This window comes from Treponema bryantii (assembly GCF_036492245.1).
Lineage (GTDB): Bacteria > Spirochaetota > Spirochaetia > Treponematales > Treponemataceae > Treponema_D > Treponema_D bryantii_C.
The window spans coordinates 3170115-3191101 of sequence record NZ_AP025286.1 but is presented as its reverse complement, the minus strand read 5'-3'; the positions used below and the strand labels follow the sequence as shown (position 1 = coordinate 3191101).

The window sequence follows — 20987 nt, the reverse complement described above, 5'->3', positions numbered from 1 at the left end:
CTATTTAATACACTTAGTAGTCTTAATGCACACGGCTTTTTCCAGAAGCGAGATTTCAGGAAGTTCTGGTAATTCAGCATAGTAATTGTACAGCCAGTCACCGTCCTTTACTTCATATGGGTCGCCTGCAGGTTTGCAGCCTTTTTGAGGACAGTTCATTCCGTCTGCAGGAGGCAGGAAATAGTGCAGTTTGAAAGTGCCCGGCTTTTTAACTGCATTCTTGCTTTCAAAGAAGTAAGGCATTAAATCAACATATTTTGTACCTGGAGCTTTGTAGAACCACCAGCCGTTAAATTCAATCATCATGTTGAGAGGAATCAGCTTGTCATTAAAATGAAGTTCAAACTGAACAGGAGTTTTTGAAAGTTTAACAGGAACTTCAATTCCTTCTGCATCTTCTGCGCCACCCCAGCGGAGCTTTACAGGGAACTCTCCGGTATCTTCGCTTTTTTTAATCTTCTGACTAAAGAAAGGTCTGTGCAGCTGTTCTCGATACATTGCCATAATCGGCTGTTCAATTCCAATTTCGCTGTTATTCGGATCGGTAATTTCAAGACCAAGTCGGCCGTCATCACGGAACTGATAGAAAGTAAAGGCACTCAGCCATTTTTCTTTATCTGCCTGTAGCAGTTCCATAAATTCTTTCATCATATTTGACTGAGCAAATGGACCTGCAACATCGCCATCAGCATTAAGCTCAGAAAGAACCATAGGCTTATCCTGTCCTGTGATTTTTTTGAGACGCTTGTAAGTGAGCTTACACTTTTCATATACTTCTTTTACGCTGTAGCGGGCATAATTTATTGTATCTTTACTTACAATATCATTTGGCCAGCCCCAGTGAAGAGAAAGGTAATTGTCGCCAGACCAGATATCTGCAGCCTTATGAGCTTCAAGGAAAATGTCTTCCATTTCAAGTTTTCCGTCAGACATATACATTCCGGCACACAAAATCATCTTTACGTTTGGAGCATATTTATGCATTACCTTGCAGGTCATTACAAAAAAGTCTGCAATTTCCTGGTAAGTTGCCCGTTTTGTATAGCAGAACCAGTCACCAGTACATTCATGATTAACGCGTAAGAGCACGCGGCCATAAGGGCGGAGATCCTTAGCAATTGGAATGATATCTTCTTCTTTTATGTGGGGATCAATAGTAAGTGTTAAAACAACATCCATTCCATGACGGCGGATTTCTTTCATAAAATTAAAAGGCTCGTTATCTCTTAAGCCTTCGCGTCCACCTCGATACGGGAAATAGTTTTCATATGGAGAATCCCATGCACCGGTAGATTCACGACCAGTATCAATTTCACAGGCACGTGTAGGCCATTCCTTATCATTTGGATAATAGGTATACATTAAACTGATTCCACGATGAACCTTTTTGAGCTTCTGAAGAATATAATCCTGATTTACATAAAGACCGCGTTCGCTGCCGTCTCCCATGTCGAGGGCACAGGTTGCCGGAGTTAATAAAACCTTGTTCATGTTTTCTATTATACACGTAATGCAAGTGAAAAACATAGGGAAATATTTTGAGAATTCAAAAAAACTGTTATATAATCAAAATTTAGGGACCGTGAATGAAAAAGTATAGAAATTCTCAGATAATCATACTAACAATCTTTTGCATACTGTTAAATTTTATCGGAAAGGTGATTGCTGAAAAAATTCAGCTCCCGTTATGGCTCGATGCCTTTGGTACCTTTCTTATGGCTTATGTACTCGGTCCGTTCTGTGGAGCAATTGTAGGAGCCGCAGGAAATATTCTTTATGGTTTTATAAATCCTGTTTCCTATGCTTATTCTATTACCAGCATTTGTATCGCTCTTGTTGTAGGTTATTTTGCTAAGTATGGCTGGATGAAAAATCTTTTTAGAACAATGTCACTCAGCGTAATGGTAACCGGAGTCTGCGTTGTTATTTCCTGTATTTTGAATGTAATTTTTTATGATGGAATGACAGGTAATTACTGGGGCGATGGAATAATTGCCATGCTTCAGCATTGGGGCGTTGCACGGCCAATTCAGATTGTACTGGGTGAATTTTATGTTGATTTTGTTGATAAGGTTATCACTCTTGGCGCGCTTTATTTTGGAATAAAAATCTACAGATATTTAAAAGTAAAAGTGGATAAACCAGTAAAGCCTCTGGCCGCTCTGTTATTTGTGTTTTTATTGGGAGTGTTTGTACCGTTCCGTTCTTATGCTTCTTCGAAAAAGTTTGACTCCTATATCCGGACGGTTTACAACAACACAAACGGACTTCCCGGTGGAGAAGCAAATGATATTGCCAGTACTTCAGATGGAATTTTGTGGATAGGAACTTATGCCGGACTTTACCGTCATAACGGAAAAGAGTTCCGTCTTATGAATGAGTATGATTCAATAAAAACAGTCCGCTGTCTTTTTGTTGATGATGAGGGAAGAATGTTTGTCGGTACAAATGATAACGGACTTTCAATTATCATCAATGAAGAAATTACAAACGTGCTTACTGAAAAAAACGGACTTCCTGCAGATTCTGTTCGCTGCATTACATCAGCTGCGGATGGAATGTATTATGTCGGAACTTCGGCAGAGCTTGCGGTTGTAGAGATAAATGACGGTATTCGTATTAAGTCAATTGTACCTGAGGTCCACTCGGCTCTTCGTGTAACTGCGGACGGGCGCGGGCATGTAGCGGCAGTCACTGCTGGCGGTAAGCTTTTCGTACTTCAGGATATGAAGGTGATGATGACCGCTGCGGTTAATGAGAAATTTATTTCGGCGGCTTTTGCGGAGGACGGCAGACTTTATACAGCCACAGAAGGAAATCAGCTTTTTGTGTTTGAGCTTGAAGAGTCTATAACCGGTGCTGTTCATAAGGACAGTCTAAAACTGCTTGAACGCATTAACTGTGGTTCAATGAATCATATCAATTCTCTGGTCTTTAAAGAGAATGTTCTGTTCCTATGTTCAGATGCTGGTGTAGGTTATATTGATTACAAAAAAGATAACAGTTTTCATATGGTAGAAACCGGAATCTTCAATAATTCAATTGATAATATGATTGAAGATTATCAAGGCAACCTGTGGTTTTCTTCTTCGCGTCTTGGACTTCTTAAAATGTGTGAAACAGCCTTTGCAGAAATCTATCTTTCAGCAGGTTTTGATGAGGCAGTAGTCAATTCAGTTACAAAGTTTAATGGTAAGATTTATTTTGGAACAGATGATGGGCTTTCTATGATTGATGCAGAAGAAGGAAAGCCGTGTGAAAATCAGCTTACAAAAATGATGGAAGGACTGCGCATACGTTGTCTGATGCAGGACAGTAAGGATCGCATGTGGGTTTGTACTTACACTAAAGGACTATACTGTTTAGATAAGAACGGCAGAATCGAAGCTTATGAAACCGATACAGCGCAGCAGTTCCGAGTTCTCCTGGAACTCTCCGACGGTACAATAGCCGCCGCCGGTAAAAAAGGAATTACTTTCTTAAAAGACGGCACAGTAACAAAACGTCTCACAAAAGCAGACGGCTTTGAAAACCAGGTAGTCCTCACACTCTCAGAGCTCCCAGACGGAACTCTCATAGCCGGCACCGATGGCGGCGGAATTGCAATTATTAAAAATCAGAAAATTGAAAAACTGCTGCGCCGTCAGGACGGCCTTAGTTCTAATGTAATACTGCGAACCGTAAATGATCATGAAGGTACAGTGCAGACCGGTGCCTTTTATGCAATCACAAGTAATGGACTTTGTTATATTGATAAGGATTTTAATATCAGAGTTCTTTCAAATTTCCCATATTCAAATAACTACGACATGATAGTCCGCGACGACGGAAATATTTTTGTGCTCGGAAGTGCAGGAATCTTTGTTGTAACAAGAGAGGCTCTGCTTTCTGGAAACAAGGTTGATTATATCCTTCTGGATTTAAAGCGTGGACTTATAGGCTCACTTACTGCAAACTCATGGAATTATATAGATGACGAAGGAAATCTTTATCTTTCGTGTGATACAGGTGCGAGCTGTCTGAATCTGGATGCCTACGACAAAAATGATTGCTCTTACAGAATGCAGCTCAAATCAGTTCTCGTAAATGGAAAACGCTACATGGTGCAGAAGGATATCCCGTTTGTAATTCCTGGTGACAGTGACAGCATAGAAGTAATTCCAGAAATCCTGAATTATTCTATAAATAATCCGTATATCAGCCTCTACATGGAAGGAATAGATGAGCAGCCGAATGTGATGACGCAGAATGAACTTGCAAGTGTGATTTATTCAAACATTTCGGCAGGTAAATATAACTTCCATATTTCTCTTCTCGACAGTAAGGGCCTTAATGTTGTAGAGGAGATTGTTTATGAAATTGAAAAACCTTTCCATATTTATGATAACTGGTGGTTTAAGTTTTATGCATTCTTTGTTCTGATAATGGCAATTGCCTGGTTAACCTGGTACGTAACGGCAACTATTCAGAATCTTCGTTATGAAAAGCAGGAAAAAGAACTTGCTCATGTACGTGAACAGATCCGTATGAGTAATGAAACAATTCTTTCTATTGCGAATGCAGTAGAAGCCCGCGATAAGAGAACTGGCCGACATTCTCTTAGAGTTGCTGTTTATTCAATGCTTATTGCAGCAGAGCTTGGTTTTGATGGAGAAGAACTTGAAAATATCCGTCAGATAGGTCTGCTTCATGATATCGGAAAAATTGGTGTACCGGATTCTATTCTTAACAAGCCTGCAAAACTAACGGCAGATGAATATAACACAATGAAAACACATGTTGATATCGGCGGTGAAATTCTTAAGGACTTTACTCATATCAAAAATGTGGCCGACGGAGCTAAATATCATCATGAACGATATGATGGAACCGGTTATAACAGTGGTATGAAGGGAGAAGAGATTCCGCTTACTGCCCGTATTATTGGACTTGCAGATGCTTTTGATGCAATGACTTCGCATCGTGTGTACAGAAATGCAATGCCAATGGACCTTGTTATTGAAGAATTAAAAAATGGAAAAGGAACACAGTTTGATCCTCATCTTGTAGATATTCTTCTTGAACTGATTGCTGCAGGTCGTATAGACGTTTCTGGAATCAATCAGTTGAGTGTTGAGGCGGAGGATTAGTATGAAAAAGAAATATCTGATTACTGCAATTACTGCTGTTATTACTGTATGTATTCTTAGAATAGGAATGCGTTTTCTGTACACAGATTACACACAGAAAAATATAAAGGTTGGTTTTGTTTATATTGGAGACAGTAGTACTCCTTACACAAATAATTTTGTGCGTTCTCAGCTTGAGCTCGAAAAAGCGTTCCCTCAAAACATTACAACAATTTCAAAATATAATATTCCAGAAGAAAATTGTGAGCCGGCTATCCGCGATCTTATTTCAAATGGTTGTGATTTAATTTTTGGAACAAGTTATGGTTATGGCGATGTAATGAAAAAACTTGCCGGAGAATTCCCAAAGGTACAGTTCTGTCAGGCAACCTGCTCAAATGCAAATGAAGAACCTGTGCTTCAGAATTATCATAACTTTATGGGGACAATATATCAGGGACGATATATCTCTGGAATTGTAACAGGAATGAAATTAAAGGACTTGATTGAGCAGGGAAGAATTACTCCTGATCAGGTGAAAATCGGTTATGTTGCAGCCTTTCCTTTTGCCGAAGTAATTTCTGGTTATACGGCATTTTTCCTTGGTGTTCGCAGCGTTGTGAAGGAAGCTGTAATGTCTGTGAGTTATACAAATACCTGGGGAAATACAACTACCGAACGGAAGTTAGCTGAAAGGCTGATAAATGAAGGCTGTGTAATTATTGCTCAGCATTCTGATACTACAGGACCGGCTATAGCTTGTGAGACGGCAAGTACCCGTGATGGAAAACTTGTTTATCATGTAGGATATAATCAGACAATGACAGATGTTGCCCCAACTACTTCTCTTATTTCTACAAGAATTAACTGGACTCCTTATTTTATTTCTGCAACAGAAGCTGTAATTAAAGGAAAGAAAATTGAATCGATGGTAAAGGCTGATGTCTTTGGAAATGATGCTGCAGCAGGATTTGAAAACGACTGGTGCGAAATGATTGGCTTGAACAAGTTGATTGCAGCAGACGGAACAAAAGAAGAAATCGATGCAAAAATCAAACAGTTTAAGACAAAAGGAATTTTAGTTTTTCAGGGAGATTATGTCGGAATAAATCCTTTTGATGAATCAGATACTTACAATCTCAATATTCCTTATATAGAAAATGCAATGCAGTCTGCTCCATCATTCAACTATATTTTGAAAGATGTTATTACGGTGGTTGAGTGATTCGAAGTATCGTATTGAAACCATTGTCATACTGAACTTAGTACGGGATTTTTTTCGTTAAACCTCTTGACATAGTAGTCTACATCATTGACTGTAATCATTTTTATCTATAAAATGTTTACATTAACATTGAAAATCTTTTTATTGATATGGAGTAAAATCAATGGCAACAAAGTATGTTTACTTTTTTGGTAACGGCGACGCTGACGGCGATGAGTCAATGCGCGCTGAACTCGGTGGTAAAGGTGCAAACCTTGCTCAGATGGCAAAGAAACCTTTAAGTCTTCCAGTTCCACCTGGATTCACAATCACAACAGATGTTTGTCAGGAATTCTACAAGCTCGGTCGCAAGTACCCAGCTGGATTGGCAAAAGAAGTTGATGTTTATCTTGCAAAGCTTGAAGCTGCTATGGGCAAAAAGCTTGGTGATGAGAAGGATCCTCTTCTCGTATCAGTACGTTCAGGTGCTGCTATTTCTATGCCAGGTATGATGGATACAATCCTTAACCTCGGTCTTAACGACAAGGCTGTTCTTGGTCTTGCTGCAAAAACAGGAAACGAAAGATTCGCTTGGGACGCTTACCGCCGCTTTATTCAGATGTACGGTGACGTTGCTATGGGCGTAGATCATGATAAATTCGAAGCTATCATTGACGAAGTAAAAGCTATCCGTGGTATTAAAGATGACCCAGAGTTGAACGTTGATGAACTCAAATTGATTGTTGAAAAGTACAAGAAAATGTACAAAAAGGAAAAGGGAGAAGACTTCCCTCAGGATGCTAAAGTACAGATGTGGGGAGCTATCGGAGCTGTATTCGGTTCTTGGATGAACCCACGTGCTATTAAGTACCGCAAGCTCAACAACATTAAGGAAGGTGCTCTTAAGGGTACAGCCGTTTCTGTAATGGCAATGGTATTCGGTAACAAGGGTAACACTTCTGGAACTGGTGTATGTTTCTCTCGCGACCCTTCAACTGGTGAGAACGTATTCATGGGTGAATACCTTATGAACGCTCAGGGTGAAGACGTTGTTGCAGGTATCCGTACTCCACAGAAGCTTTCACAGCTCGAAAAAGAAAATCCAAAAGTTTATGACCAGCTCTGCAAGATCCGTGCTCGTCTCGAAAAGCACTATCACGATATGCAGGATATGGAGTTCACAGTTGAAGAAGGTAAACTCTATATGCTCCAGTGCCGCAATGGTAAGAGAACTGGTGCAGCTGCTGTAAAGATGGCTGTAGACATGGTAGCTGAAAAGCTCATCACAAAAGAGCAGGCTCTCCTCCGCGTAGAACCAGAGCAGCTCAACCAGCTCCTCCTCCCACAGTTGGACAAGGAAGCTGTAAAGAAGGCTACAGAAATCGCTGCTGGTCTTAACGCATCACCTGGAGCTGGATGTGGTCAGATTGTATTCACAGCTGACGAAGCAGAAGCTTGGGCAAAAGAAGGAAAGAAAGTACTTCTCGTACGTAAAGAAACATCTCCTGATGATATCGCCGGTATGGCTGTTGCACAGGGTATCCTTACATCAACTGGTGGACGTACATCACACGCTGCCGTAGTTGCTCGTGGTATGGGAACTCCTTGTGTTTGTGGTTGTGCAGACGTTACATTCAAAGATGCAAATACAATCGTTGTAAAGGGCAAGTCATACAAGAAGGGTGACTTCCTCACAATCGACGGTGCTACAGGTAAAGTATATGAAGGACAGGTTGCTGTAAAACCTGCTACTATCTCTGGCGACCTCGAAACATTCCTTGGTTGGGCAGACGAAGTTCGCGCTAAGTCTTCACGCACAACTGCTTCTGGACAGAAGGTTAAGGGATTCGATGTATTCGCTAACGGTGATACACCAAAGAATGCTGAAGATGCATTCCGCTTCGGAGCAAAGGGTATTGGTCTCTGCCGTACAGAACACATGTTCTTCGACGAACCAAAACTTACTGCATTCCAGAAGATGATCGTTTCTGAAGATACAGAAGCTCGCAAGGCTAACCTTGCTAAGATCCTTCCATATCAGCAGAAAGACTTCTACGAAATCATCAAGGCTATGAAGGGTTACCCAGTAACAATTCGTCTCCTTGACCCACCTCTCAACGAGTTCATCCAGGCTGAATCTAAGGATCAGCTCAAGGCTCTCGCTGAAAAACTCGACATTAAGCCAGCTGTTCTTGCTGCAAAAGTTGCTGCTCTCGACGAACACAACCCAATGCTCGGACACCGCGGATGTCGTCTTGCTATTACATATCCAGAAATCTATGAAATGCAGGTTGAAGCAATCGCTCGCGCTACAGCTAAGCTCGACAAAGAAGGCGTTGCTCACGAAGTACAGATCATGATTCCTAACGTTGTTTCTTACCGTGAAGTTGAACAGATCCGCGGTCAGGCAGAAGCTGTAATTGCTAACGTAAACAAAGAATGTGGTACAAACCTCAAGTTTGCTATCGGTTCTATGGTTGAGTTCCCAAGAACTGCTCTTATCGCTGACAAGGTTGCTCAGTTCGCTGACTTCTTCTCATTCGGTACAAACGACCTTTCTCAGACAACATTCGGTTTCAGCCGTGATGACTATGGTAAGTTCATCGAATCTTACCTCGATCAGAGAATCCTCGAAGACGATCCATTTGCTACACTTGATCCAGATGGTCCAGGTGCTCTTATGGAAATCGCAGAAGCTAAGGGACGTTCAGTTAAGAAGAACCTCCACCTTGGTATCTGTGGTGAGCATGGTGGAGACCCAGCTTCTATTGCACTCTGCTACAAGCTTGGTTTGAACTATGTATCTTGTTCACCATTCCGCGTACCACTCGCTCGTCTTGCTGGTGCTCAGGCTGTTATCAAGGCTAAGAAATAAGTTTTGATACAAAACTAAAAAAGGCTGCTCGTAAGAGCAGCTTTTTTTTTATTGTAATTGCCACTTTTCCAGACCCTGGAGTGCGGTTTCAAGTTCCGGGTCATCAATCAGATTACAAAGTGTATTCAGCAGATTGTAATGAGTTACCCAGTATTCCGGGAACCAGCCGTAGCCTTCGCCGTGGAAGGTTGGATGGTCAAAGGCATCGGAATAAACGCGGCCTGTTGGAAGAGATATCCATGCGCCTGAATTTGGCATAATAAAAGAGTTTACATCAATAAAAAATACTGCACCTCTCGTATTTTCTCCAATATGATGAATTGTAACTTTTGAATTTGCTGCAAGATTGCGTAATGTAGCAATTGAATATTCAGAGCATGATGCTGAATATTTATCAGTCAGAACATAAATATCACCAGAGAAATCTGGAGCGGGTAATTCTGTTATTACAGGATCTGGCATATCAAGTTTTATTGCTTTGCTGTATGGAATAAATAATTCTTTAACAGAGGCCTTTAAAAACTGATGTTGGAATCTTTTTTCAATCTTTTCATTATAGCGTTCAAAGTAGGTTTTGGTGAGCTTCGATTTTTTCTGAAATTTAAGAGCCTTAATTTTGCCTAGTAAAGCTTTTACTTTCGAATAAATAAAACCTTTTCCATAAGTTGGACACATAGAAATATATTCACCATCTTCTGTAATCTGGCAAATATATTCAATCAAATTATGAGGAATCTCTTCATGCTGATTATAAAAAAGATATGAATAAAGCATTGCAGCTCTGTAACCGTATCCACCGGGATTACTTCGCAGGTCAATTATAATCTGCTTTTTACCTCGACTCTTTATACGTGTATTTTCACAGAGAATATCAAATTCTTTTTCATTTATTACTTTTGAACTTTGCCCGAACATAAAGTCCACAAGAGAAATATACAGAGTATCATTTGTCTCTCTCATACCCTGCATTTTACCGGCTCGTTCCAGGCTGTTATTTGAAACTACAGGTGCAGTGACACGTTTTCTGTCTATCATAATCTGAATGTTATTTACATTCTGACGAGAGAGAGTACCAACTCTATAAATCTTTTCTTTTCCATCAAACCATTCATAGAGCATAGATTCAGGTCCTGTGTAGAACTGTCCGGGTTGAATATCAGCTGGAACATATTTATTCATTCTTTTCAGAACCTTTTCCGGGAACGGGTCACGCTCATTTTTGACAACAATATATTTTTTCTCATCTCCGGTATCAAGCGGCTTAACGTAAATATCTGTAAAATACAGCGAGTTTGGAAGCTTTGATTCACCGCATACAGCAAAATGATTATCATCAATACAATGATGCTGAAGAACGCGTTTTGCAATATTTGCCCGGACATCACTTGCATCATAGGTAGAACCGTGCTTATTTTTATCGCAGTCTTTTTTAATATCAGCAATTAAAGCATCAATATCAAAACCTGCTTCTACTAGTTCTGCATAACCGCAGTAAGAGTAGGTGAAATAATACTTTAGATATTCAAGGTCTTCTTCTAGTTCTTTTTCTGTTATAGTTTTTCGTTCTTTATATTTTGCTACATACTTTTTTGATGGTACTGGGCTTGCAATATGTCCAATTAAAGCTACCAGAAAAGCGAGTAGAATAATTCCGCAGGGAATAATCCAGAATAAGTGTCGTTTTTTCATGTTGCTATTTCCTTTTATTACAGTTCTTTGAGTGCTCCAGGAAGATATTCGACAACAAAAGTTTCGAAATCAGGATAAGCTTTTCGGTTTGATTTGTAAGCTTCTGAAATTGAAAGAAGTTTATCAACATCTGTAAAAAGGAAATTTGTAGTTATACCATTTCTAAATGCGGTACTTATTTCTTCGTTATTTTTTGCTATATCATAATCTAAAGAAAATACTATTGCTAAAAGATTTACGGCAGTACTTAAAGAAATATAGTCAGTTACTTTTTCTGTAATCTGATTATCTTCATAAATTTTTTTGGTGATTCTGATAATATCTTCTGAAAGAATATCCCAATGTTTTTCTAGTAAGGAATAAATATAACCTCCACTAATATGCAAAGCAATCTGGAAATTATTCCATTCTATGTCTTTTGTCCAATATGCGCCGCGAATTTCTTTAATTTTTGTTTTACCATCTTTACTTGTTGGGGCTAAAGAAAAATTATACGAAGCAGTTAGAGTTGTACTGAATATTTCGTATTCAGGTTTAGAATCTGGAGCAAAGAAGTATTCAGAAATCCAGTCTGTAATTGATTTGTTATAAGTCATAAACTCTTGTTCGGCAATTGCCTGCCGTTTAAGGTGTGGCTCATATAAAATCCAGATTCTGGCAAAGTTTGAAACATTAGCAAAATCATTGAACTGGGCTATAAAAGTTTTAAAATTAACGCCTTTCCAGAATGTTTTTAGTTCTTTTGGCATTTCTTTCTGCTTGATTGTCATTTGCGTCATGTCATCAGATATATACTGTGTGATTGCAACAATATCACGGTAGCTGTCTTTATAATTTTTATATCTGCTTTTCAGATCTTTTACAAAAGGATGTTCTTTCTGTTTTGCAAATAAATTGTCTACTCCATCTACAAATTGAGAATAGTCCTGACCGTAATAGTTGAATGAAAAAGGTTCAATTTCTGCAAGTCGAAGGGCTATCATAAGCAGTTCCAGTTTGGGATCTACTTTGATTGTAACATTATCGTTTTGATATACGACAGGATTAATGTTTACAGGAGATAGTTCAGATTTTTTTGAACAGGACGTAAACAAGGTAAATGCAGTAACTATAGTAAGTAAAGCAAGGCTGGTAAAGGTTACGTGTAATAATTTTTTCATATTTTTTCTCCTATTTTTCTATAATTATATAATAATAGTCGAAAAAAATACATTTTTGGTTGAATGAAAATATAAAAAATTATGACAAATGTCACATTGAAATTAGGGCGTTTTCGGGGTATATTTTCCACATGAGTAACAAACATAACATGCAGCTCCTCCAGGAGCTTTCTTTGAAAAATGGACCGCTTTGCGTTGGTCTGGATACAGATCCTTCTTATATTCCAGAAAATATTCGTGCTCAGTATGAGAGTGCCCCTGCAGCAGTTCTTGCCTACAACAAGGCTATTATTGACCGCGTAGTTGCTGATAAATCTGCCTGCTGTTTTAAGGTTCAGATTGCTTATTATGAGGCAATGGGACTTGAGGGTATGAAGGTTTATTCAGAAACCTTGAAATATGTTCGTAAAAGCGGACTTATCGCAATCTCTGACATTAAGCGCGGCGATATAGGAGCAACTTCAGATGCTTATGCTCGTGCTCATTTTACCGGTGATTTTGAAACAGATATCATTACAATAAATCCTTATATGGGATTTGATACCCTTCAGCCATTTACAAAATATAGTCTGCCAGAACAGGGGGGTAAGGGAGCTTTTGTCCTGCTTTGTACAAGTAACCCTGGAATGACAGATATTGAACATCAGAAACTTGAAGAGGGTGGACTTTTACTTGAGCGTGTAGGTGATGAAATTGCACGTATCGGCGAAGAATGGCGTTATTCATGTGCAGATTATAATAATCAGACCTGTGGAATTTTTGGAGCTGTTGTAGGTGCTACTCAGGAAGCAGATGCCCGCTGGCTTCGCGATAAATATAAAGAAACTTTCTTTTTAATTCCTGGTTACGGTGCACAGGGCGGTGCTGCAAGAATCGCAGCTACACTTCTGGACAATGCCGGCGGTGCTGTTAATTCAAGCCGCGGAATCCTCTGTGCCTGGAAAAAAGACTCCGAGCTTGCTGGCGCACGCGACAGCGGAACTCTAAAACTGGAAGACATCGCCGCGGCTGCCGCTCGAGCAAGTCTCTTCAGTAAAAATGATCTGCTTGGGGCTAAGGCTAGTTTGTAGGTGTGTCTATCAATTCCGGCTCATAAATTAATTCGTAGCCGGAATAAATAGACAGAAATCCAGTGCGGTCGAGTTCTTTATATTCAGCAAGTTATTATTGTTTCTTTTAATTCGCTAATCAAAAGTCTGTCCATTAGTTATGGGCAGACTTTTTTTTGCTATATACATGTATAAAAAAATAGGTTGTGACTTTAGTCATAATTAGTATATATATTATGATATTTGTCATAAAATTTTGAAAAAAGATATGACATGTGTCATAAGAAAACGTTTTACTAATTGATGTTTAATCTATATATAAATATAAATAAAAAGATTTTTTATCAATAAAGAGAGGAGTTATTTAAGTAAGATTAATAATAGGAGTTGTTAATTGAATCATACACAAAAAGTATTGATTAATAATCTTAGATACTACCGTAATCAACTTGAATTAACCCAATCTCAATTTGCTGAATTAATTGATGTTTCAACAAATTATTACAATGCATTGGAAAATGGAAAATATTTTCCTTCTGTTGAAGTAATAGATAAAATATGTAATGCAACAAATTTGTTTCCTTATCAACTTTTCTTAGAGAATCCATATAATAATCTTCAAGAAGTTAAAATACTTAATAAAAATATTTCAAGGCTAAAAAACGAAATTCTGCGTTTGTTTAATGAATATAGTTAATAAAATGATGTTTTAAAATACATATTATGTTGTCTTACTTTGAAAACTACTTGTAATACGATGTTTTATTCCAATAAATAAATCAATAAACTTTTTTTGCATTCCATCAATTTTGAAGAGGTTTATGATAAGAAGCTCTTCTAAATGTATATATGTAATAAAGAATCTTATAAGGGGAATTATTTTAAAATGGTTAAAAAAGTAGATGTAGAATTGGCAAGTTGTGGTTTTACAGAGCAAGATAAATTTATTGATGTTTTCACAAAAATTGTACAAATGTATCCAGATAAAATTGCTGCGAGAGATGAGTCTAGTTATGTATCGTATGCAGAACTAAATTCAATTTCTGATTCAATTGCTTATTATGTAAGCAAAGAAATGGAGAATAATAAAATTGCGGTTTGTATGGATCGATCTGTAATGTACTTAGCTACAATTATTGCAATTTTTAAGGTTGGTGGAATTTATATACCTATCGATCCTAATGCACCGAATGATCGAAAATTGCAAATGATTGAAGATGCTGATGTAAAGATATTTATAACAAATAAAGAATATTGTGAAAAACTTAAAGAAATTGACTGTGTGAAAAAGTTATGTATAGAGAACTTTCAAAAACCACAAAAGTTTAATTTGAATCAATATTGTGAAAATGAAGCGTACATAATTTTTACATCAGGAACAACAGGAAAGCCTAAAGGGGCAATTGTTAATCATATTGGTATGATGAATCATCTTCGAAATAAAATTGAAATATTAAATATTTCGAAAGACACTATTTTATTAGAAACTGCACCGCAATCTTTTGATATTTCTGTATGGCAATTTTTGTCTGTTTTGCTTGTTGGTGGAGAAGTTCATATTATAAAAAGTGATAATGCAAAAGATATAAGTTTTTTATTAAATTATATAAAGAATAATAAAATAAATATCGTTGAATTTGTACCTACATTATTTACAGAATTATTACAAGAAATAAAAGATAATCCAATTCTGCATGAAAATTTATCATTATTACGTTTTATATTACTAACTGGAGAATCATTGCCTGTTTCCTTATGTTGTAATTGGTATTCAATGAATTATGACGGTATTCTTGTAAATGCATATGGACCGACTGAATGTTCAGATGATATTACTCATTATTTAGTTCCTAAAACTATTTCAAATAATGAAAAGAAAGTTCCTATAGGAAAAGGAATTAAAAATGCAAATTTATATGTTGTTAGGGAGATTGATTCAAATAATGAGGTTATTTTTGCAGAAGAAGGAGAGAGAGGGGAGTTATATGTAAGTGGTATATGTTTAGGAAATGGTTATATAAATAATCCTGAAAAGACCGCAGATGCTTTCAAAGAAGTAAAAATTCATGGCATAACAACAAAAGTTTACAAAACAGGTGATTTAGTTTCTTATGAGAATGGAAATTATATTTTTTGGGAACGAGTAGACAGACAAATAAAGTTAAATGGCTATAGAATTGAGTTGGAAGAAATAGAAGAAGTAATCAGAGGATATGACAAAGTTAATAATTGTTGTGTCGTAAAACATACATTTAAATCAGATTTTGTTTATTATTTACATAATGATCAGAATGATCGTAAAACAAAGCAGCAGGAAAAACTGGTAGCATATATTGTATCTGATGATATTGATTTTATAAAACTAAAAGAATGGTTAAAAACGAAATTACCATATTATATGGTTCCTGAACAGTTTGTTAGTATAGCCCAAATTCCAGTTTCTGCAAATGGAAAAGTAGATCAAAAAAAGCTTCCAGAACCAAAACTTGTTCGTGAAGTTGAATGTAAAACTTATGAAGCTCCTTGTAATGAGGTAGAGAAGAAAATAGCTGAAATATGGTCAAATATTTTGAATGTTTCTCCAATAAGCAGAAATGACAGTTTCTTTGAGTTGGGAGGAAATTCAATTACTGCAATTCAAACAATATCTAGAATCAGAAAAGAATTGAATGTTGTAATTTCGTTCAGTGATTTCTATTCATCTAAAGATTTAATTGAATTATGTAGTTATGTTTATAAAAGTGTTGCTACAGATAATCAGAATATTATTACAGCCTCTAATAAAGAGAATTATTTTGCTGCAAGTTATGGACAATGTGGACAATGGTTCTTATGGAAATTATCAAAGAATGTTCCATTTTATACATTTCAAGGATTGCTGAATATATTTGGAAATGCAAACTATGAAAAAATTAATAAAACAATTAATTATTTAATATGTAATAATGATGTTTTGAGAACTCGCTTTGTTGAAGTCGATTATGAAGTAAAACAATTTATTGAACCATATAGTTTTTCAAATTATGAATATATTGATTTATCCAAGCTTGATTTTGAATCTGCTGAATCTGAAATGAAAGATGTTGCTTATAAAGATGCACAGCAAGCATTTGATATTGAAAATGATAGTGTTATTAGAATAAAAATATTCAAACTTTCTGAGAATCAGATAACTGTAGTTATAACAATGCATGAAATTATAATGGATGCTTGGGCAATGCGACAGTTTATAAAGGAGTTTATAGAAGTATATAGACAGATAGATTTAATATCTATTGAAAAGAAGAAAGTATTACAATTTCATGATTATGCAGAGTGGCAAAGAAAAAATATAACAAGAGTTAAACTTGAAAAAGAAGGAAAATTCTGGAAAGAGAATTTGTCAGGAGAATTGCCGGTATTAGATGTTTCTTATGATTTCCCAAGGCCTCAAATTCCAACTTATAAAGGAAGATCTCAAGGAATTACCTTTGATGTAGACTTATCAAAAAGAATAAAAGATTTCTGTAAGAATAATAACATTACTTTGTTTGTTTTCTTGCTATCAGCATATTACGTTTTATTGTCAAAATATAGTAATCAAGATGAAGTTATGATTGGAACTCCATATGGTTGTAGAAATTCTGAACAAACTGAGAATTTATATGGAGATTTCCTAAATATGCTTCCGTTAAGATTTAATATTAACGGAACTGATACTCTTGATGATTTGATTCATAAAACAAAATCTATAGTAAATTCAGCAATTGATAATTCTAGATATCCTTTCCCATGGATTGTAGAGGATTTGGGAATAAAACGAAATACGAGTTATACCCCTGTATTCCAGGTAATGTTTGATATGATTAATTTCCCAAAAATTGATTTCCCTGTTGATTCAAGCATTACGGTAAATTTTGAAGAAATAGATATTGGTTATAAAAAATATGATTTGGCAATGTATGGTAATGAACAAGATGGAAAGGTATTTGTGAAATTATCTTATTTGACAGATTTGTTCAAGGATGAAACTATAACTAATTATTTAAAAAGTTATGAATTAATTGTTAAGAAGATTTTGGATGCTGGAAAAGATTTAATAAAAGATACAAATGTTATTGATGAAAAGTATTATTTTTATATCAAAGATTTGGATAGACGTGAAGAATCTTTTAAAATTCAGTGCGAAAATGATCTGTTAAAATGGATTGAGCATGACTTGGAATCCAATAAAGAGAAAATAGCATATAAAACACTAGATAGTTCTATTTCGTTTGGAGAATTATATGCATCTATAAAAAATGTCTCTAAAGAATTTGTGAAATATGGAATAAATAGTAAAGACAGAGTCATAATTTATGGAAAAAAAGATATCGACTATTTAATACTTCTTTATTCGTTTTATCAAAATAAGGTTGCATACTTGCCTTGTGATATAACAAGGCCTAAAGATTCAATTAATGAAATTGTTGATGATATAAGCATTAATTATATTTTTTCAACAGAAAGTCTTATTGATGAACAATATGAACGGATTGGAAAGTATAATAATTATTTTGTATACAAAACAAATAAAGCAAAGGAAAGTAATGAAAATATAGCTTGCATTATTCTGACATCTGGTTCTAGCGGAAAAGAAAAGTATGTAGAAATACGAAGAGATAGCGTATATAACAGAATTTTTGCTCAGATAGAAGATTATCCATTAAAGCATGATGATATTATTGGAAGTCTAAGACCTTTTACCTTAGTAACTCATTTATTTGAATTCTTTGTAGGTTTATATACTAAAGTTACTACAGTAATGTTAGATAAATTAGAAGTATTAAATGAAAGTGTATTAATCAATACTTTGAAACAAAATAATGTTTCATATATAACTCTTTCTCCTTCTCTTTTAAGAGTAATTATACATGCTCTTGATAGAGAAAATGTATCACTTAATTCATTGAGAATGGTTTTTTCTGGTAGTGATAAATTGGACAAAGATTTGGTTAAGACTTTTTACGAATATTTCCCTACTGCAACATTATATAATACATATGGAACAACAGAAACTTCTTCTACAATTTTAATTCAACAAATAAATAAAGAAGGACTTGTTGCTGAAGAGAAAGTAATTAAAGGATGCTGCATAAAAGTATTGAATGAAAATCTTCAGGAGCAGCCATTTGGAGTTGAAGGAAATGTAGCAGTATTTGGTAAATGTGTATCCAATGGTTATATAGGGAATAGATTTACTACAAAACTTAATAATGAAAAATGCTATTTTCCTGGAGATGTAGCTTTCATTAATGGTGATGGAAAATTTACTTTTATTGGTAGAAAAGATCGAACTATTAAATGCCGTGGATATCGTATAAATATGGCTGAAATAGAATCCGAATTAAAGCAGTGTAAAAATATTGATGCTGTTGCATGTGTGTATTATGAAAATGACAATACATATGAGTATTCAGTATTGTATACATCACATGATGAAGATAAATCAAAGGATTTACGAGAGATACTCGAGAAGAAATATCCAAATTATATGTTACCAGTAAGTTTTATTCGCGTTGATAGTATTCCGAAAACAGGAAACGGGAAAATAAAATTTAATGAATTGAAAGCCATTTATGATATGAGTAGTAGTCAACAAAAGACTACAACCAAATGTGATATTCCAGAAATGACAGAAATGGAAAAAACAATTAGAGGTATCTTTGAAATTGTTTTGAAAAAAGATGATTTTTCTAATTCAGATAACTTTTTTACTATTGGAGGTCATTCTTTATCTGCTGTTATGCTTTGTGCAGAAATATCAGATGAATTAGATTATGATTTGGAAATTTCTGATTTATATGGCGGAATAGCTTCTGTACAGGAAGTGGCTAAATTAATAGAAGAAAAAATATAAAAGTTCGGTATATAGAAATGGAACAAAATAAAGTTAAAAAAATATTAGAAAAATATAAAGAAGGATTAGATTGTTTTCAATCAGCTTTATATTTCTTAAGTAAAAAAACGTTTAATAGAGATATATTTGTAATTACATGTTTGTATTGGGGTTTTAATCTGAAGAATGATTGTAAATACTTATATGATAATTTACAAATTATTGAATCTGAAGATTTTGATAAATTCTTCAAAGAGTTTTGCGGTTTATATTTAGAAAAGGTATTAATTGATTCTGATTTAAAAAGCTTAAAGGAAGAGTTAAACAAAAAAAACGATTGCATTGTAAATATTGATAGATTTTATTGTTCCTGGAATAAAGCATATCAAAAGGAGCATTTACTTCATTCATTTATAATTAGTGGATTTTCTGATGAGCGAAATGAATATTTATGTTTTGATCCTTTTGAGAGTGAAGTAAAAGAGTTTTATCTTTCTCATCAAAATTTAGTACAAGGAATAAAAAGTATTTGTACATTAAAAGGAATAAAAGACTTTACAGAAAAGAATGAGTCTTTTATTCCTTTTATAAGTAAAGGGTTCAATAATAGTGAAGAAATGATAAACGACAACTATGCAAGATTGCAAAAAGAATTTGCAGATCTTTGTCGAATTAAAGAAATGCTTTCCGAAAATCTGAATCCAGAATTAAATAAACTTACTTTGAAAATCAAAAATATAGGTAATTGTCGTTATTCTTTAGCAATCCTACTACTTAGAAATTATGAAAATAATTTATCGATACTAGAAGCCGTTGATTATCTTTATGAAGCAGATAGGAAATGGAAAGAATTAAATATTCGTTTAATGCAACTTATGCTTGGGAAAGAAATCGAAAGCGATATTTTCATATCTATTCTTGAAGAGTTAAGAATCATTGAATTACAAACTCTAAAAATTCTAAAGAGGGAAAGTAATATATGAGCAAATTCTTAAAAATATTTGAAGTATCTGTTTTAAATAGATTTGAATATAGATTGAATAGTTTTATGTGGTTACTTTATTCATTTATACCAACACTTGCATCAATGGCAGTTTGGAATACAGTGTATAGAGAAAGATCATATAATGCTTTTGGTTATACGAATAATGAAATGATTACTTATTATTTCATTATGTTAATTGTTTCAAATCTTCTAAAAGCAGGCTATGACTACCATGGTGTTGCAGATAGTATTAAGTATGGTTCTATTAATCAATTTCTAGTTCGTCCATACGATTTTATGAAATACAAATTTATTTATTCTTTACCAGAAAATGTAATCTTTATATTTGTTGGCATAATACCTTTAATTGTATTGGGTGTTATACTTAGATCAAGCATTACTCTGGAATTCAATTATTCAATAGTTATTTTTTTTGTGATTGCATTAGTACTAGGATATTTAATTCAATTTCTTATTTTATTTTCATTAAGTACGTGTGCTTTTTTTATGCATAGTATAACTAGCCTGTTTATGACCTTAGATATTCTTAAAAATATTGTCAGTGGGCAGGTTTTTCCATTATCAATTTTACCAAAGCCAATATTCAAGATTTTACAGTATTCTCCATTCCAATATCTTGCTTTTTATCCTGTTGGAATTTTACAGGGTAGATATGAGCAAAAGGAAATGGTAATGCAGTCTTTAGTTGGTTTTTTATGGATTTTAATTTTATTTATTTTTTCACGAATAATGTGGAAAAAGGGCTTAGCGAAGTATTCAGCTTTTGGAGGTTAGTGTATTGGAAGAAAAGATTATTGAAGAATGTATAAAAAAACTTTGGATTGATATCCTGGAACTTGATAATGTTGATTTTGAAACTGATTTTTATGATTTAGGGGGGAATTCATTAAAACTAGTTTTATTACTTTCTGCAATTGATGATCAATTTGATGTTGAATTAGATGTTGCAGATTTTATTGAGGAATTAAGTCTGAAACATGTTGTTGAAGAAACTGTTTCAAAAATTAATGATAAAAAAAGTTGAAGCAAAGGAGGATTA

The 20987-nt window shown here is 34.9% G+C and carries 12 protein-coding genes; 9 read left to right on the top strand and 3 right to left on the bottom strand.

Annotation, left to right across the window (positions count from 1 at the left end; genetic code table 11):
- Entirely contained in the window at positions 1–1491 is a 1491-nt protein-coding gene (locus tag AABJ44_RS13840; protein ID WP_338369629.1) for a hypothetical protein, read from the bottom strand.
- A gap of 95 nt (positions 1492–1586) precedes the next feature.
- On the opposite strand from AABJ44_RS13840, the gene AABJ44_RS13835 reads away from it, so the two are divergent.
- The 3 genes from AABJ44_RS13835 (at position 1587) to ppdK (ending at position 9187) form a co-directional block, all read left to right on the top strand.
- A complete protein-coding gene (locus AABJ44_RS13835; protein WP_338369628.1) occupies positions 1587–5129 on the top strand; it encodes an HD domain-containing phosphohydrolase in 3543 nt (1180 codons plus the stop codon).
- Position 5130: 1 nt separating this feature from the next.
- The gene (locus AABJ44_RS13830; protein WP_338369627.1) at positions 5131–6333 is read left to right on the top strand and encodes a BMP family ABC transporter substrate-binding protein; all 1203 of its coding nucleotides are present in this window, start codon (positions 5131–5133) and stop codon (positions 6331–6333) included.
- A gap of 163 nt (positions 6334–6496) precedes the next feature.
- Entirely contained in the window at positions 6497–9187 is a 2691-nt protein-coding gene (gene ppdK, locus AABJ44_RS13825; RefSeq protein WP_074643863.1) for a pyruvate, phosphate dikinase, read from the top strand.
- A 48-nt stretch (positions 9188–9235) separates the two neighbouring features.
- On the opposite strand, the gene AABJ44_RS13820 is transcribed toward ppdK, so the two are convergent.
- Positions 9236–10876 (bottom strand): S41 family peptidase, encoded by a 1641-nt coding sequence (locus AABJ44_RS13820; RefSeq protein WP_338369626.1) that lies wholly within the window; start codon positions 10874–10876, stop codon positions 9236–9238.
- Positions 10877–10893: 17 nt separating this feature from the next.
- The gene (locus AABJ44_RS13815) at positions 10894–12036 is read right to left on the bottom strand and encodes a DUF4932 domain-containing protein (protein WP_338369625.1); all 1143 of its coding nucleotides are present in this window, start codon (positions 12034–12036) and stop codon (positions 10894–10896) included.
- A 131-nt stretch (positions 12037–12167) separates the two neighbouring features.
- Here AABJ44_RS13815 and pyrF point away from each other — a divergent pair, with 131 nt between their 5' ends.
- The 6 genes from pyrF to AABJ44_RS13785 all read left to right on the top strand — a co-directional run bounded on the left by pyrF (position 12168) and on the right by AABJ44_RS13785 (position 20972).
- Complete coding sequence (pyrF, locus tag AABJ44_RS13810; protein ID WP_338369624.1) at positions 12168–13106, top strand: orotidine-5'-phosphate decarboxylase; 939 nt, start codon at positions 12168–12170, stop codon at positions 13104–13106.
- A 373-nt stretch (positions 13107–13479) separates the two neighbouring features.
- Positions 13480–13782 carry a helix-turn-helix transcriptional regulator gene (locus tag AABJ44_RS13805; protein ID WP_338369623.1) on the top strand — a complete coding sequence of 101 codons (303 nt, stop codon included), beginning with the start codon at positions 13480–13482 and terminating at the stop codon, positions 13780–13782.
- Positions 13783–13971: 189 nt separating this feature from the next.
- Entirely contained in the window at positions 13972–18963 is a 4992-nt protein-coding gene (locus AABJ44_RS13800) for an amino acid adenylation domain-containing protein (RefSeq protein WP_338369622.1), read from the top strand.
- A 17-nt stretch (positions 18964–18980) separates the two neighbouring features.
- Entirely contained in the window at positions 18981–19925 is a 945-nt protein-coding gene (locus AABJ44_RS13795; RefSeq protein ID WP_338369621.1) for a hypothetical protein, read from the top strand.
- Entirely contained in the window at positions 19922–20722 is an 801-nt protein-coding gene (locus AABJ44_RS13790; RefSeq protein WP_338369620.1) for an ABC transporter permease, read from the top strand. Before AABJ44_RS13795 ends, AABJ44_RS13790 begins: the two co-directional genes overlap by 4 nt.
- Positions 20723–20726: 4 nt before the next feature.
- Positions 20727–20972 (top strand): acyl carrier protein, encoded by a 246-nt coding sequence (locus tag AABJ44_RS13785; protein ID WP_338369619.1) that lies wholly within the window; start codon positions 20727–20729, stop codon positions 20970–20972.
- Positions 20973–20987: the final 15 nt, after the last annotated feature.